Origin of the sequence: Novosphingobium sp. ZW T3_23, from assembly GCF_044987305.1 — a bacterium.
Classification (GTDB): Bacteria; Pseudomonadota; Alphaproteobacteria; order Sphingomonadales; family Sphingomonadaceae; genus Novosphingobium.
This window is the reverse complement of record NZ_JBJDRF010000001.1, coordinates 185,852-201,717: the sequence shown is the minus strand read 5'-3', so window position 1 is coordinate 201,717 and position 15,866 is coordinate 185,852. Positions and strand designations below refer to the sequence as shown.

14 protein-coding genes are annotated in these 15,866 nt (G+C 64.2%); 3 read left to right on the top strand and 11 right to left on the bottom strand.

Annotated features, from left to right (window positions below):
- Positions 1–22: 22 nt before the first annotated feature.
- From ACI3K3_RS00850 to ACI3K3_RS00835, 4 genes are all read right to left on the bottom strand, one after another.
- Positions 23–1,363, bottom strand: a complete 1,341-nt coding sequence (locus tag ACI3K3_RS00850) for an MFS transporter (RefSeq protein WP_404911480.1) — start codon at positions 1,361–1,363, stop codon at positions 23–25.
- Positions 1,364–1,424: 61 nt separating this feature from the next.
- The gene (locus ACI3K3_RS00845) at positions 1,425–2,897 is read right to left on the bottom strand and encodes an NAD(P)/FAD-dependent oxidoreductase (protein WP_404911479.1); all 1,473 of its coding nucleotides are present in this window, start codon (positions 2,895–2,897) and stop codon (positions 1,425–1,427) included.
- A 198-nt stretch (positions 2,898–3,095) separates the two neighbouring features.
- Complete coding sequence (locus ACI3K3_RS00840) at positions 3,096–3,989, bottom strand: EamA family transporter (RefSeq protein WP_404911478.1); 894 nt, start codon at positions 3,987–3,989, stop codon at positions 3,096–3,098.
- A 30-nt stretch (positions 3,990–4,019) separates the two neighbouring features.
- Complete coding sequence (locus ACI3K3_RS00835; RefSeq protein ID WP_404911477.1) at positions 4,020–4,976, bottom strand: DMT family transporter; 957 nt, start codon at positions 4,974–4,976, stop codon at positions 4,020–4,022.
- A gap of 145 nt (positions 4,977–5,121) precedes the next feature.
- On the opposite strand from ACI3K3_RS00835, the gene ACI3K3_RS00830 reads away from it, so the two are divergent.
- Positions 5,122–5,802, top strand: a complete 681-nt coding sequence (locus ACI3K3_RS00830) for a GntR family transcriptional regulator (protein ID WP_404911476.1) — start codon at positions 5,122–5,124, stop codon at positions 5,800–5,802.
- Between the two features lie 72 nt (positions 5,803–5,874).
- Here ACI3K3_RS00830 and ACI3K3_RS00825 read toward each other — a convergent pair whose 3' ends face one another.
- Positions 5,875–7,317 (bottom strand): NAD(P)/FAD-dependent oxidoreductase, encoded by a 1,443-nt coding sequence (locus ACI3K3_RS00825; protein ID WP_404911475.1) that lies wholly within the window; start codon positions 7,315–7,317, stop codon positions 5,875–5,877.
- Between the two features lie 438 nt (positions 7,318–7,755).
- On the opposite strand from ACI3K3_RS00825, the gene ACI3K3_RS00820 reads away from it, so the two are divergent.
- Together ACI3K3_RS00820 and ACI3K3_RS00815 are read left to right on the top strand one after the other, a co-directional pair.
- On the top strand, positions 7,756–8,190 hold the full coding sequence (locus ACI3K3_RS00820; RefSeq protein ID WP_404911474.1) for a MarR family winged helix-turn-helix transcriptional regulator: 435 nt from the start codon (positions 7,756–7,758) through the stop codon (positions 8,188–8,190).
- Between the two features lie 53 nt (positions 8,191–8,243).
- The gene (locus ACI3K3_RS00815) at positions 8,244–8,990 is read left to right on the top strand and encodes an SDR family oxidoreductase (RefSeq protein ID WP_404911473.1); all 747 of its coding nucleotides are present in this window, start codon (positions 8,244–8,246) and stop codon (positions 8,988–8,990) included.
- A 113-nt stretch (positions 8,991–9,103) separates the two neighbouring features.
- On the opposite strand, the gene ACI3K3_RS00810 is transcribed toward ACI3K3_RS00815, so the two are convergent.
- The 6 genes from ACI3K3_RS00810 to ACI3K3_RS00785 form a co-directional block, all read right to left on the bottom strand.
- Positions 9,104–10,108, bottom strand: a complete 1,005-nt coding sequence (locus ACI3K3_RS00810) for a LacI family DNA-binding transcriptional regulator (RefSeq protein WP_404911472.1) — start codon at positions 10,106–10,108, stop codon at positions 9,104–9,106.
- Positions 10,109–10,188: 80 nt separating this feature from the next.
- Positions 10,189–11,322: an esterase-like activity of phytase family protein gene (locus ACI3K3_RS00805; RefSeq protein WP_404911471.1), complete on the bottom strand. Its 1,134-nt coding sequence runs from the start codon at positions 11,320–11,322 to the stop codon at positions 10,189–10,191.
- On the bottom strand, positions 11,322–13,709 hold the full coding sequence (locus tag ACI3K3_RS00800; protein ID WP_404911470.1) for a TonB-dependent receptor: 2,388 nt from the start codon (positions 13,707–13,709) through the stop codon (positions 11,322–11,324). The genes ACI3K3_RS00805 and ACI3K3_RS00800 overlap by 1 nt, the downstream gene beginning before the upstream one ends.
- Positions 13,710–13,918: 209 nt before the next feature.
- Positions 13,919–14,461: a nitroreductase family protein gene (locus ACI3K3_RS00795; protein WP_404911469.1), complete on the bottom strand. Its 543-nt coding sequence runs from the start codon at positions 14,459–14,461 to the stop codon at positions 13,919–13,921.
- A gap of 279 nt (positions 14,462–14,740) precedes the next feature.
- Complete coding sequence (locus ACI3K3_RS00790) at positions 14,741–15,097, bottom strand: hypothetical protein (RefSeq protein ID WP_404911468.1); 357 nt, start codon at positions 15,095–15,097, stop codon at positions 14,741–14,743.
- Between the two features lie 10 nt (positions 15,098–15,107).
- On the bottom strand, positions 15,108–15,842 hold the full coding sequence (locus ACI3K3_RS00785) for a TonB family protein (protein WP_404911467.1): 735 nt from the start codon (positions 15,840–15,842) through the stop codon (positions 15,108–15,110).
- Positions 15,843–15,866: the final 24 nt, after the last annotated feature.

Sequence of the window (15,866 nt, the reverse complement as noted above, 5' to 3'; positions counted from 1 at the left end):
TAAGTCCTTTCGTGATGGGGGATCAGGCGTGGCGGGGGCGCAGGGATGCTGCGTCCGCAAGATTGAGGGAGCGGGTTTCCGGGGCGAGGAACCAGGACACCGCGAGGCCGACGAACGTCACGGCGGCGGCGATGTACATGGTGTCCGCAATGCCCAGCCGGTCGAGCGAGACGGGGACCAGATAGGTGCCCGCCGCCGCGCCGATGCGGGAGAACGAGGTGCCGAAGCCCACCGCCTTGGCGCGGATCTCGGTCGGGAACAGTTCGTTGGGGTAGACCAGCTGGAGCACCTGCGCGCCGCCGATCAGCAAGGCATAGCCGCCGAACAGGAGGAGGATCAGCGCCGGGGCGCCATTGGCGAACACGCCCAGCAGCAGCAGCGCGAGGCCCGACCACAGGAAGCTGTGGATCACCATCGGACGGCGGCCGATCGCATTGATGAGCAGGGTGGCGCCGATGCAGCCGACGACGAACAGCAGGGTGATCGCGATCGAGCCGAAGGCCGCCCACTTGTCATGCAGGTTGAGCGCCATCAGCACCTTGGGCGCGAAGGCATAGACCGCGAAGACCGGGATTACCGAGCAGGTCCAGAACAGGCTGACGAACGCCAGCCGCTTGCCGTAGCCCGCCTTGAGCAGGCCCCAGAGCGAAACCTTCTCGTGCGTCGCTTCCTCGGTCAGGTTGGCGGTGGAATAGCCGCTGCCATAGACCTGGCGGATGACCTGGTCTGCCTCCGCGCGGCGGTTCTTGCCGAGCAGCCAGCGCGGCGATTCCGGAGTGCCGAGACGCATCAGGAACAGCGCCGCGCCGAACAGCGCAGTGCTGGCGAAAGCGAGGCGCCAGCCCTGCTCTCCGCCCAGCGTCAGGATCGCATTGCCCAGGATATAGGCCGTTGCCGCCCCGGCGAACCACATGATCGTCAACGTCGCCAGCCGGGGTCCGCGATTGGCCTTGGGCAGGAACTCGACCAGCAGCGCCGTCGCCACCGGATATTCGATGCCCACGGCCACCCCCAGGAAGAAGCGGCAGGCGAACAGGGCGAACGGCGTATCCACCCAGAGCTGCGCGAGCGAGAACAGGACGAACAGGATCGGCCCGACGAAGAAAATGCGCTTGCGGCCGAACAGATCGGTCAGCCAGCCGCCGACCATGCCGCCGGCGAAGATACCGATCAGCGCCGATGCGGCCACCATGCCTTCCCAGAAAGTCGTCATGCCCAGCGCCGCCGAAGCCTGCACCATGGCGACGCCGACCACACTCAGCACATAGCCGTCCACGAAGGAACCGCCGCTGGAGCGTACCGTCAGCATCTGGTGGAATCTGTTCAGAGGGACATCCTCTAGGGTTTGCGTGGTCCTGTTCATGCTTCTCTCCGGATTTTCTGGTTATCGCCCCCGAATGGGCTCTTGCTCTTCGTTCGGGGGATCAGCTTTCGAGACCGGCCTTGTGCTGGGCCCAGGCGAGGTTGAGATTGACGCCGAGGTCCAGGAAGGGATGCGGCGGATTGCGGTTGGGGCCGGGCGAGGCCAGCAGGAAGTCGATGACTTCGCCGCGACGCCCCGCCAGCCAGTCGGCCAGCAGCACGCCGGTCGCGGTGCCTCTGGTGATGCCCAGGCCATTGCAGCAGAGCGCGCCGTAGACATTGGGCGCCAGCTCGCCGAACTGGGATTCGTGGTTGCGCGACATGACGATCGCCCCGCCCCAGGTATATTCGAACGGCATGCCCGGCAGCATCGGGAAGCGACGCTCGAACGAGAGGCGATGGCGCTTGCCCGCAATCGCGCGCTCGCGCTGGTTGCTGACGCCGCTCGGGTGATAGCTGAAGCTGTTGCGCACCAGGATGCGGTTGTCGTGCGTGCGGCGCAGGGTCGTGCCGGCCGGATCGGCGGGGATGAGGCCCCAGAAGTCCCGTCCGCCCAGTTTCGCCTGTTCGTCGTCGGTCAATGGGCGCGTGAGGCTGCCGTAAGTGAATACCGGAAGCATCCGGTTCTTCAGGAACCCGAAGGCCATGCCGAAGCCGTTGTTCGCCAGGATCAGCTTGTCAGCCACGATCCGCCCATGCGCGTGGCTGAGCACGATCTGCGGGCTATAGCGGACGTCGGTGATCGGCGTGTTCTCGTAGAGCGTCACGTTGGCGGGCAGCGTATCGGCAAGGCCCTTCACCAGCGCCGAGGGCTGGACCAGCATCGTGCCGGGGGTGAACAGCGCCTTCTTGTAGAAGCGGGTGCCGATGTGATCGGGCAAGTCGCTGCCCTCGATCACTTCGTAGGGTTGGCCCAGCCGGTCCAGTCCGCCGCGATAGGCGTCCAGAACGGCAATGCCGCGATCTTCCACCGCCGCCTGATACTTGCCGGAGGCGCGCATCTGGCAGTCGATGCCGTAGAGATCGACGATGTCCTTGAGATAGGTCTGGCCCAGCTTGTTGAGCTTGAGCACCAGATTGGCGGTGCCGAGATCGCCGATATAGTCCGCCGCGCCGATATCGTGCGGCAAGTCGATCGCGAAACCGGCGTTGCGCCCTGCCGTGCCGAAGCCCACTTCCTGCGCCTCGACCAGGATGATCTCGTCGTTCGGGAAGTTCATCGCCAGCTGGCGGGCGGCGGCAAGGCCGACATAACCGGCGCCGACGATGACCCAGGGTGCGCGCACGTCTCCGATCGGGGAAGGACGCGGCGTGCGGCGGCGGCTGAGATGATACCAGCCACAAGTCGCGTCGTCCGCGGGGAGCGAGGTGACCTTGCCGTTCGACAAGGCATTCGAGAGCAGCGGCTGCGCTTTTTCTTCGGTGCGACCCGAAGGTTCGACCAATTCCAGTTTCGGCGCGAGGCGGGAGTTGTCCGCAAGGGACAGGTCCGCCGATCCTACTCCAGCAACGGTATCCAGGGTTTGTACGACCACGCGTCCTCTCCGACTCGATCGATGTATTTTTTCTGTCTACAATTTATAGTCTCATGAAAGTTCGGCCGTCTACAGAAAATCGAGGCCATCGATTCATCGGCGTTTCCTACTGTTTTTACGCCGTTTTTTCTCGTTCTGAGGGCCAGCATCATGCGCCCGAGGCTCGCGCCTCTCCCTTCACAGCCAGAAATGGATGTTTCAGGAGCGGCGATCAGCCAATGTGCTTTGCGCGGCGCAAACGGCGCTGCCACAGGACGCGCAAACGATGGCGACGATCGCCAGCCACTGCACGGGAAGCAGCGTTTCTCCGAGCACGAAGAAGCCGGCGATCGCGGCCACTGCCGGCGCTGCGCTCAGCAAGACGCCGAAGACGTGCGAAGGCAACCGGCGCATCGCTTCCATCTCCAGCATGCAAGGCAGGACGCTGGTCAGCAGGGCGATGCCCAGGCCCGAGAGCAGGATCAGGGGATCCAGCAGCGCTCCACCCGCGAACGTCACGGCCAACGGCATGTTGATGCAGGCGGCCACCACCATGCCCCAGGCCACGGCGTCGGCGCCGAGCGTGGTCGCGACACGCTTGCCGAAGACGATGTAGAGCGCCCAGCAGGTTGCGGCCCCCGCCGCGAAAGCGAGCCCCAGAGGATCAAGGCCATTTTCCACCCGAAGAGGCAACAGCAGGACCAGGCCTGTCGCCGCCGCCGCGAACCACACGAGATCGAGCGCCCGGCGCGATCCGGCCAGGACGATCGACAGTGGCCCCAGCACCTCGATGCCGATCGCGATCCCGATCGGCAGACGCGCGAAGGCCTGGTAGATCAGCAGGTTCATCAGCCCGAGCATGCAGCCGTAGAGAAACAGGCTCGGCAGGACTTCCCGAGAGAGCGGCCGGCGCCACGGCGTTCGCAGCAGCATCAGGACGGCCGCTGCCAGGAAGACGCGAAGACCGGTTACTCCGAAGGCGCCGACGGCGACGAACATCTGCTTGGCGATGGTCGCGCCGAAATTCTGCGCAATCATCGATGCCAGGACCATGCCCGGCCCTGCCAACGGCGCGCGCCAGGAATGGTAGCGGGAACGGGCAAGGGTCGTCATCGTGACAATCTCGGGAAAGCCGGTTTTCGCTCAGTCGTGCGCGGCGGCGAGCGCGCGATCGGTTGCCTTCGGGCGATGCGCCGCCAGGCAGGTCAGCACCGACGCCAGCACGAACAGGATCGCCGCGCCTTCGAGGACCGATGGCAAACGCTGGTCCCAGAGGAAGCCGTAAAGCAGTGCGAAAAGTGTTTCGAACAGGATCATCTGCCCCACCATCGTCAGCGGCAGCAGCCGCGACATCCGGTTCCACAGACCATTGCCGATGATCGAGGACAGCAGCGCCACCGCCGCCGAGACACCGCCGAAAAGCAACCACTGGGTGCCGCTCTGGCTGGTCGCCTCGAACATCAAAGCGGGCGGGATCAGCACGAGCGCCTGCGCCCCCGTGACGATGCCGATGAGCAGGCTCCAGTCATGGGCGGACACATGTTCGAGGCGCCCCAGCCAGCGGCTGTTGGAAACGGCGAACGTCGTCCAGGACGCCAGCGCACCGAAAGCGCACAGCAGGCCCAGCGCCTGCGATGCGAAAGCGCCCTCGCCGGCTTTGCCGAGCGACTCCCAGCCGATGCAAACGATACCGGCGGCGCTCAGGAACAGCGACGGGAGCAGCCGCCCGAGCGGCACCGCGCCCTTGTCGCGGCTGCCGATGATCGTCACGGCCACGGGCAGGAAACCGATCACCAGCGACGTCATGGCCACGCTGCCGAGCTGGACGGCTGCCGCCAGCAGCACATAATAGAGAATGTTGCCAAGAATGCTCAGGTAGCCTAGCGCGATCCATTCCCGCTTGCCGAGCACCTGAAGGTAACGCTTCCAGTGCGGCCAGACCAGCGGCAGGGCGAACAGTCCGTAAGCCACATAGCGCCCCGCAGCGAGCTGCATCGGCCCGAACGCGGAAGCGATGCTGGGGGTCACGAATACGAGGCCCCACAACGCACCGGCGATCACGCCGCACATCACGCCAGTGGCTGTATTCTTACCGGACATTCGCGAATCCTGCGCGTTGTGATTGCGGCGGCACTATCGCGGATCGACTGAATTGTCTATCATATGTCTACATTTGATATTCGCCAGAACTATGAAATGCCGCAACCTCGTTGAATTGCAGATCGAAACTCGCTAGGATTCAGCTGTGAGTGGAACCGTAGATCGCAAAGTCACCTTGGGCGAAACGCTGCGCCGCAGGATCGTGAGCATGGAGCTGGCGCCTGGGGCCGTCGTCGATGAACAGCAAATCGCCGAGGAATTCGGCCTTTCACGGCCACCCGTCCGTGAGCTGATGCGCCAGTTGGCGGCGGAGGGATACCTTGAACTGGAACCTAACCGCCCTGCCCGCGTAACCTCGATGGATCTTCAGTCGCTGAGGACGTTCTTCCTCGCCGCGCCGCTGATCTATGTGGCGACGACGCAGTTGGCCGCCACCAATGCCACGGCTGCGGAAATCGCCAAGCTCCGGAAAATCCAGGAGGACTTCCGCGCCGCGATCGCCGCCGACGACGTGGCGACCCGCGTCTACACCAACGACCAGTTCCACCTCGAAATCGGCAAGATGGCGCATAACCCCTACCTGATGCCTAGCTTGCGCCGCCTGCTCATAGACCACGCACGACTGGGCATGACCTTCTATCACCCGACCTCTTCCGAGACCCAGGAAAACCTCGCGGAAGCCGTGGAACAGCATGACGAGATCATCGACGCCATCGAACGCCGCGACCCCGTCAGGGCCGGTGAACTGATCCGCGCCCACTGGGAAATCTCCCGCCGCCGCATGGCCGACTTTGCCGCGCCCGAAGGACTGGAAATCACCGTCTAGGCGTCAGAGTCGCTAGTCCCGACGACCCCGCAGCTTTTCGCTGCCCCGGTCCGGGGCAGCGAAATCGCATCCTCAGGCTTCCAGCCCGGCATTGGCCATGCCGCGACGGAGCGTGAAGTTCACGCCCATGCCAAGGAAAGGCTCGGGCGGATTCATGTTCGGCTTGTCGACGGACAGGAGGAAGTCGGTGAGTTCGTGGCGCCTGCCGGCCAGCAAGTCTGCCAGCAGCGTGCCCATCGCCGTTCCGCGCACGGTGCCCAGGCCATTGCAGCCCAGCGCGCCGTAGACGTTCTTGCGCAATTCGCCGAAGAAGCTGTTGCCGTTGCGGGTCATCCCAAGGCCGCCTCCCCAGGTGTATTCGAAACCGACTTCGGACAGCGCCGGGAAGCGGCGTTCGAACGAAAGACGATGCGCCTTGCGGAAACGCTCGGTCGCGCCCGGCTTATAACGGCCATCCGCATTGAAGGTGAAGCTGTTGCGGATCAGAATGCGGTTGTCGTGCGTGCGGCGGCACGTCGTGCCGAACGGGTCGGCGGGGATCACGCCCCAGAAGTCCTTGCCGCCGATCCTCGCCTGCTCCTCGGCGGTCAGCGGCCGCGTCAGGCTGCCGTAAGTGAACATCGGCAGGATACGACCCGGCATGAACCCGAAATGCGTCCCGAAATGGTTGTTCGCCAGCACCAGCTTGTCCGCGGTGATCTTGCCGGTCGCATGGTGGAGGACCACCTTCGGCTCATATTCGATCGCCGTGATCGGCATGTCTTCATAAAGGATCACGTTCGCGGGAAGGTTGTCCGCAAGGCCTTTCACCAGGGCGGAAGGCTGCACCAGCATCGTGCCCGGCGTGTGCAGCGCCTTCTTGTAGAAGGATGTCCCGATGTGATCGGGCAGATCCTTGCCTTCGATGATTTCGCAGTGCTGCCCCAGCTTCTCCAGACCGCCGCGATAGGCGTCGAGGACGTGGAGACCTTCTTCCTCCACCGCAGCCTGGTATTTGCCGACATGGCGCAGCTGCGCGTCTTCGATCTTGTATTCCTGCACCAGATCGAAAAGGATCTTCTGGCCGGCCTGGTTCAGCTTGAGGATGCTGCGCGCGATCGTCTGGTCGCCGATATAGTCGGGCGCGCTGATGTCATGCGGAACGTCAATCAGGAAGCCGGCGTTGCGCCCAGAGGTACCGAACCCGACCTGCTGCCCCTCGATGAGCAATACAGTGTCGTTCGGGAAATTGAGCGCCAATTGGCGAGCAGCGGCAAGGCCTGTGAAGCCACCACCGATCACCGCGAAACGGGCATGTGCATTTCCGATCAGGGGCGCTTTCGGCTCCCGCTTGCGGCTGGTGTGAAACCAGCCCGGCGTGGGGTCGTCGGATGGAAGAGCATCGATAGGAAGAACGTTCTCGGGAACCTTGGGCAAGCCGTCCGACAATATCGCGCTCGCTCCAGCAGTGCCAATGACCCCCGCACCTGCGACTGCGCTTGTGCCGATCAGCACTTTCCTTCGTGAAAATTCCATCTCTAAGCGATTCCTACCAATGTCTTTGCAGCGTTTTTTGAAGCCACTTTTCTAGAATTCCACGGGCGTGGCACACACACCCCTTCGGACCGCACGTGGCATTTCGGTCACGACAGCCGCCCCAGATAACCAAGACTTTCCTTTGTCTATCATTGTTAGACATTGAGTCAATGTCTGTGCGGAGGCTAGAGCCAGGCCGGCCTTCTCATCTCATTCCGAGTGGGCAACATACCGCCGAAGCAGCATCGGAAGATCGACGCTCAGACACCGATTTCGCGTTCCCGGTTGCGGTCGATCAGCCTACTCGCTTGGATGCTCAAGACCGGCGTTTGCGGAAGGCTGGCTTTGGGTCGGCCACCTTAAAAAAGCTGCCGCTTGATGTTATGGACCTGACGCACGGGGGCTTACCTGCCAGCACCAAAGATGCTTCATGGGGGCATGATCGCTTCCCACACCGAACAACTGAGACAACTCACAATTGCCTTCGAGCGGTTCACCCGTCGTTTCAAGGTGGCTGAAGCGACTGCGGTGATGAGCAATTCGTTGAATGCCCTCGATGTGCAGGCGCTGCTCTTCATTGACGATAATCCGGGCTGCAAACTTGGTGATGTGGCGCGGCATCTGCAGGTTGCGCTCACGACGATGTCGTCCTCGACCGACCGCCTCGTGCGGCGCGACATGATCGAGCGGCAACGACCCGAGACGAACCGCAGGTCTGTAGCGCTCACCCTGACCCAGGCAGGCAAGGACACGGTCGCAGGCTACATGGAGGGTTATCAGGATGCCTGCAGTGCCATGCTGGAGCCGCTCGACCCGGCAGAGCGCGCCGATTTCCTGCGCCTGACCCTCAAGATCGCACAACACGAAACTTGAATATTACGAATATCGTAGTATCAGAGCCCGATTGATCCTCGGGAAGAGATACTATGTCGAGCACGAACCGCATTGCCCTCGTGACGGGCGCCAACAAGGGCATTGGTTTGGCCATTGCCCGCCAGCTTGGCGCAGGCGGTCACAGTGTCTGGCTGGGTTGTCGTGACCTGAAGCGAGGCGATGCTGCCTCCGATACGCTGCGAAAGGCGGGCATCGATGCCCATGCCGTGCAACTCGATGTCACCGACGCCGTCAGTGTTGCCAGCGCAGCTGCGACGGTCGAGCGCGCGGCTGGCAGGCTGGATGCGCTGGTGAACAATGCGGGGCTCATGTTTGCCCCGCCGCCATCGGCAGCCGAGGAGTCGATCGACGAGATGGCGCAGATGTTCGAAACGAACGTCTTCGGCGTCATGCGGGTGACGCAGGCCTTTCTGCCCCTGTTGCGCAAGTCCGATGCGGCCCGGATCGTGATGATGAGCAGCGGATTGAGTTCGCTTGGCGAGGCGCTGGACATGCGCAGCGAGACCTGGTCGGTCGGCTTTGCCGGATATTGCGCATCGAAGACGGCCCTCAACATGCTGACCGTCAAGCTGGCCAAGGAGCTGGCGAGCGAGGGGATCAAGGTCAATGCGGTCGACCCCGGCCTTACCGCCACGGACATGACTGGCAATGGCCTTGGTCATTCGCCCGATCAGGGCGCCCGCCCGGCGGTCGCTCTGGCGACGACACATGCTTATGGCCCCACTGCTGGACTTTATGCGTGCACGAATTCCGGCGAGCTGCTGTTGAAGCCATGGTAAGGTTTAACCGCTTCAGAAGCTTTGACGATTACTGCTGAATGACCGGCATGGGCAGGTGGCCACGTTCAGCCTGACACCAGACCCGGGCAGCCCTGACACGGCCACGCCGGAGTTCAGTCACAAGTGCCCACCGTCGCCCGTACCACCAGGTTGGTCGTGACCAGCGTAGTGGCGGGCGCGGCGATCGGGCTACTGGCTTCGACCCGCGCCAGCAGGGCATCGATGGCCGAAGCCGCGATAGTCTCGACCGGCAGTTCGATGGTCGTGAGCGGCGGCACGTTCTGCTCGGCCAGCGGAATGTCGTCGAAGCCGAGGATGGACAGGTCGCCGGGCACCCGCAGGCCCTGCGTATGGGCATGGCGCAATGCGCCGATGGCGATCACGTCCGCCGCTGCGAAGATCGCCGTCGCGCCGCCATGGAGCAGCGCATCGATCACGGGCGGCTCCAGGTCCACGGAGAAGGCATTCTCCACCCGGAAAGCCAGTTCGCCCTCCGCCTCGATCAGGGCCTGCGCACCCTCGCATCGGTCGCGCATGCTGGCGACGTCGCCCGGCCCGGAGATAATGCCGATCCGCCGGTGCCCCGCATCCAGCAGGTGGCGCGCGGCCAACTGTCCGGCGTGCAGATAATCAATGCCGATCGCGGAGAAGCCGGGCACCGTGCGATCCAGCACCACGACAGGCGTATGCGCCAGCACGCCCTTCGACGTGTCCTTGTCGCGGATGGGAAACCACACCAGCCCGTCCACGCCGATATCGCTCACCATCGACAGGGCGGAATGCTCCAGATTCTCGTTCCCTTCGGTGTCGATCAGGAACATGCCGTAGCCCCGCGCCCGCGCACTGCGGAACAGGGCCTGCGCCAGCGTGGGGAAGAAGGGATTGGTCAGGTCCGGCAGCACCAGCGCCAGATTGCCCGAGCGCCCGGTCTTCATCACGCGCGCGGCCACGTTCTGGCGATAGCCGATGCGCCGCGCCACCTCCAGAATATGCGCGCGCGTCTGTTCGCCCACGGAGCCGTTACCGTTGACGGCATAGGAGGCGCTTGCCAACGAGACACCGGCCTCCCGGGCCAGATCCTTAAGCGTGGCGCGTTTGTCTGCGGGGTTACGCGGCATGGACGGAAAGACAGGCTCCTCGCCGCGTGCCATGGCACAGGCCGCGCGGGCGTACAATGCGGCCGAGGTTCACGACAGCTCTATCGAGGTAGCGCAATCGGGGGCAGCTCGACCACGAGCAGTTCGGTGGGCCGGTCCGCCTCGAAGCCGTCGTCATTGACGATCGCCAGCCGCCTGCTGCCATCGGCCCGCGCGGCACCCAGCCAGTCCATCCCTTCCAGATTGCCGAAAGGCGCGCCCGAAATCGTGTCGAAGTCCACTAGTAATGTCTTGCGGGCCGTGGTCACGTCCCGACCGGACAGGCTGGGGACCGGCGCCACGTCCTGCGCTTCGCCGAAGTCGGCAAGATAGAGGCGGCAGTGGAACTGGAAGCGCCCGTCGGCATCGGTGGCCCCGGACCGCTCCATCACCAGCATGCGGCGATCGTCCAGGGCAAGGATTTCGCTCACGCCGTTGTCTGCCGTGGCGCCGGGGCCTGCCACCGGCACGGCATCGAGCCGGTAGGCGTACTGGCGCGTCGGCGCGCCTTCCTCCAGCCGGGAGAACCGCACGATCGCAGTGCGGCCGGGCGCGGCGGGCAGGCCGTCCTCGATCAGCGGCCCTTCCATCGCGATCCACAGCGCGCCGTCGGGCGTGAAGTCCAGCCCTTCGAAGGTCGCATTGTCACGGATGCCGGTGGCGCCCGTGGGATCGAGTCGAAGGTTCTGCGGCAGCATGACGCGGCCAAGTTCCCTGCCCTTCCGGTCGATCCGCCGAACCGATGGCCCGACGCCGTCCCTGACATCGCCCTCGCTGGACCACAGCAGCACCTTGCCGTCCGGCGACACGCGGATGGCCTCGGGGTCTACCGCTTCGCTGCCGGTACCCGGCTTGGGGAATGTACGGCCCGCCGCGTCCCTCAGCATGACCTGCCGGCCTTTGCCGATCCGCAGCCGCCCCTCGCGATCCTCTGCGATCCGCACCGTGTAGAAACGCGCCGGACCGTGGCCCGAACGGTCGTCGCTGAGCATCAGCCAGCGGTTCGTGCGCCGGTCATGAGCCAGCCCGGAAATGCCGCCGAACCGCTCGTCGAACCGGCTCCGCTCCAATGTGATCCGCTGGTCCAGCCGAACCGCAGGAACGGCGGGGGCGTCCGCTCCGGCATGGGCCGGCACGCCCTGCAGCAGCATGGCGACAGCACAGGCCAGCGCCCCCGACCGCCGTCCCCGCCGCATCAGAGCTTCGCCCGCAGCGACAGCGTGTAGGTGCGCGGCGAGCCCAGGAAGTAGCGGTCGAGCGTGATGGCGGGCAAGGCGAACTCCGGCTGCGTGGCGGTGGAACTGGAAACCGAGCCGATGTAGGCCTTGTCGAACAGGTTATCGACATTGAACTGCAGCGTCAGGCCCTGGAACGGCCCGACATCCGCCAGCGTATAGGTCGCCGAGGCGCCGGCGATTGCGTAGGACGGGATCTTTTCGACGCCGACTTCCGCATAAGTGCCGTTGGCGATGATATGGCCGCCCACCCGGTTGCCGACGTAGCGCAGGTTCGCCTGGATGCGTGCGCCTTCCACCGGCCTCACCCCGATTTCGGCGTAGGCGCTGTGTCGAGGGATATTCCGCACGCGGGCCCCGCCGATCACGCCGACAGCCGCCAGTTCCGCGCGCTCCGCCGACCCCATCGCGGGATCGTCGTGACGGGCGTCCTGGTAGGCATAGCTCGCATAGAAGTCGACCGGACCGAACTGGCCCAGCCCGGTCATTTCGATGCCGCGCGTCCGCTGGCCCAGGATGTTCACCGCGCGCGTGGCCACGTTGCCGCGCACGATCTCGTCGGGTTCGACCGAAGTCGTGCCCGTGGGCACGATGCCGATGTTGTTCTTCAGGTCGACCGAATAGGCCTGCACCGAGAATGCGAGGTTTCCGGTGGTGTAGCGCAAGCCAAAGTCGAAATTCTCGGACTGGATCGGGTCGAGCGAGTTGGGGTTGATGACCGCAGTCGATCCCAGGAAGGCATCCTCGGGAATGCCTGCAAAGTTCTTCGCGTATCCGCCGTAGATCTCTACCCGGCGGGCAGGCGTCAGCTTGAAGCCCAGTTTCGGGTTGATGGCCGAATGCTGCGAGAAGTCGAGACGCGCCGCGTATTCCAGCGGCGAGCGCGCCTTGTAGTTCACGTTGAGCCAGTTGAAGCCGGCATCGACGCGCAGCAGGTCGGGCACGATCTCGATGGCATCCTGTGCATAGAGCATCGTCGTCTCGATCCGCGTCCAGCGCTGGTACTCGGCGTAGTTCAGCTGCGAACGGTCGTAGGCAATGCTGCTGGCGGGATCGATGATGCGGTAGAAGCGGCGTTCCTCGGTGGAGGTGCCGCCTTCCCACCAGCCGCCGACGCGGATCGTATTGCCCGCGATCAGGTTCTCCAGCTTCAGTTCCGCCGTGGCGCCGTAGCGGTCGCGGTCGCGCGGGGTGATGCGCATATCGGCCGGGCCGCCCACGACATTGCCGTCGCGCGCGGTGACGAGCGCCGGGCGGATCGCGCCGCCATTGGCGTTGTAGCCGGTGACGGCATAGGGATCGCTGCCGGTGAGACGGCGGGCGCGATCCTGATAGCGATAGGATTCCCCGCGCAGCGTCTGGTAATAGGGGTTGAGCGTGAACAGCGCCTTGTCGCCGATGCGCCAGCCCATGTTGAGATAGGCCATCAGGTCCTGCCGCGTGCCGCCCAGCGCGCCGCCGTAGTTGACGTCGGTCGCGGGGATGCCGGTCAGGGCGTCGGTCGCCTGGTCGGAGCGGGGATCGGCGCGGAATTCGGCCAGGGAGATGATGTTGAAGTCATTGTCCTGCTGGTCGTTCCAGCTGAAGCGTCCCTTGATGAACGATCCGTCGTCGAAGGTCTTCACCACCTTGAACTCGGCATGTTCGCGCCGGGAATGGCGGCTGTCCGGGCCGGTCCAGATGTCGTTCTCCTGCCGCGAATAGCTGGCGTAGGCCGACAGTCCAGGCGCGATCTCGCCGCTGTCGACACGGAAGTAACTGCGCCAGAAGTCGTACGAGCCATACCCGGCCTCGAGCGTTGCCGACCGCGTCAGCGAAGGATCGTCCGTGGTGAAGTCCACGAAACCACCCAGCGCAAAGCGCGAAGGGGCACCCAGGTCGCCGGCGCTCTGCGACACGGTGATGCGCTGAACGTTGCTGGATTCGATGAAGCGCTGCGGCGGCGACCCGCCGTTGAAGCGGGCATCTCCCGTGGGGATGCCGTCGAGCGTGAAGCCTACCTGCTCCTTGTTGAGACCGCGCATGGCGAATTCGAACGAGAAGCTGCCCCCGCGCGCGTCGCCCGTGGTCACTTGCAGGCCCGGAACCTTGTTGAGGCTCTGGGTAATGTCGGCGCCGAACGGCCGCTCGTCGATATCGTCCCGCCCCAATACCGCGACTGCGCGGGTCTCACCCTGCCCGATCTTGTAGCCGGTGACGACGATGGCATTGCCCTCGGCCTCGGCCCCGCCCCTATCTCCGTCTTCGGCATTCCGCGCCGATGCCGCAACGGGCGCGATGACGAGCAGGGAGGCCCCGGCCAACAGGCTGCAACTCCTGGAAATGCCGAACAGGCGGATAATGGTCATGACTGAAAACACCCCGTGAAAAACTGACGGAGGGCCCTTTGACATGATGGCATGACGGTTTAGTGAAACGTTTCACTGAAATATGAAACGTTTCATTTCATCTCTTGGCTCAGCACCAGAATCTCGCGTTCCAAACGCAGTCCGTCCGCTAACCGGCAGGTGGCGACCAATTTGCCGTTCATCGATCCCGAGATGAACGGCCGGCCCGCTCAAAGAAGTTTGAAGCCGCGGTCCTTCACCATCTGATGCAGCCGTTTACGACCGCCAAGATAGTCCATGTTGGTGGCAGATTCATGCACGGCATCCTGCCAGCTCTTGGGACGCATGCCCTGTCTTTCGCGAAAGTGGCTGTACGCTTCCTCATAGCCTTCGAGCGCCGGACCATTGGCCGCATCATCATAGCGGTTAATGTGCAGCATCACGGATTGCGGCAATCGCGGGCGAGGCGCGCTGACGCGATCCGGGGCGGGCCGTCTCACCGTCATGCCGAAGGTGAAGAAGGCATGAGGCGGAAGTCCGACGATCTCGGCCAGCTCCCGTGCCGCATTGCGCAGCACTCCCAGGAAAACGACGCCAAGCCCGATGGATTCAGCGGCCGGTACGGCATTCTGCGCTGCCATCAGGAAGGCATCCAGTTGCTCCAATATTACGGGCTCACTTCCCTGTGCCCGGGTGATCGCCGCCGAACGCGAGGCATCAGCGACCCAGAGCAGCAACGTCGGTGCCTCCTTGATGCATGGAATGCGGTCCATCGGCACGGTTGCCGTGATGGTCCTGGAAATGGGATCGCAGCGATCCGGAACTGACGGGTTCGCGCGGAAGCTAAGCAATCGGCAACGCTGCTCCCAAAATCCATCTCCCGCGCAGATCACTTCCGTAGCGTTTCTACACAGCCTCGACCCATTTCTGCCGCCTGATCGCTGGATTCCATTTCCCATCTGCTGACTGTCCGGTTCGCATCCTACGATCCAGGTTCGAGAGGTCACGCCAGACTTGGAATGCAAGGCCACATTCCACCCTCAGTAGATGGATCACGGCAAGCGATGTTGATAAAGCGTCAGCGGGTAGAGCCTGAGCCCCGCCTCTTCAAGCAGGCTGGCGCAGCGGGTGATGATCGCGGCAAGGCAGCGATCGGCGGGCCTCAGATGCACGGCGGCGATACGCTGGGCAGCGGCGATCCAGGATAACAGCGTCAGTTCATCATCCCCGAGATAGAGCGCACCCGGATGCTGGATTTGCAGTCCCTTGCGCCGAGCCAGATGACGCAGGCGAGCGAAGGCCGCGACGAGAAGATCATCCAACGAAGGCTCATTTTCGCCTCGCAGCATCGCCAATACGCGGCGCTCGACGCGGGGGCCGCGGCGCAGGGAGCGGTTGCTGTAGCTCATCGTGGCTGCCTCAACGCATAAAGAACTCGACCGGGACGACGAGTTCGATGGTTTCCCCTTTCACGTCTTCGGGCGGCTTGGGCAGTGGCTGTGCCCGCTTCGGCAGCGCCTGTGCTTCCCGGTCGAGCGAGCGAATGCCGGAGGAGCGTTCCAGCGATACCGCCAGCACTTTGCCCTGCCGGTCCATCGTGAAGCGGATATAGGGCACGCCCTGCTGCCGGGCGAAGTGGGCGTCGCGCGGGTAACGCTTCACTTTGTCCAACGCGCCGAGCACGAGGCCCTGCCAGGTCGGCTTCGCGCTGGAGGCTTGTGGAGCCGGCGGCACGGGCTTGCTGACAGGCGCGGTGGTCTCTCTGACGGGAGGACCGGGATCGGGCGGCGTCGGCTGAACCGGTGCAGCGGCGACCACGATGTTTGCGTCCGGAAACGCAATCTTCGGTGTCTTGATCGCCGTTCGGGCAGGCTGCGGGGCGGGCTTGTCCCTTTCCACTTGCCGAGGCCCGGGAGGAGCTTCGGTCACCGGTTCGGGCGGGGCAGCGGGTTGTGCTACGTCGAAGGCAGTGAGCACCGCGACAGGCGGTATTGTGGCGTAAGTCTGCCATGTCAGGAACAGCGCAGCAAGGATCGCAAGGGCAATCGCGCCCGTGCCGCAAAGGCCGACCAGTCTCGTGCCGAGCGTCGTGGACTGGTCGGCATAACGCGCGGAGGGCCCTGCCGCTTCGCGCGCAGCAGGCATGTCAGCCATGCCCGCTGGAACTGCACGGTAGCT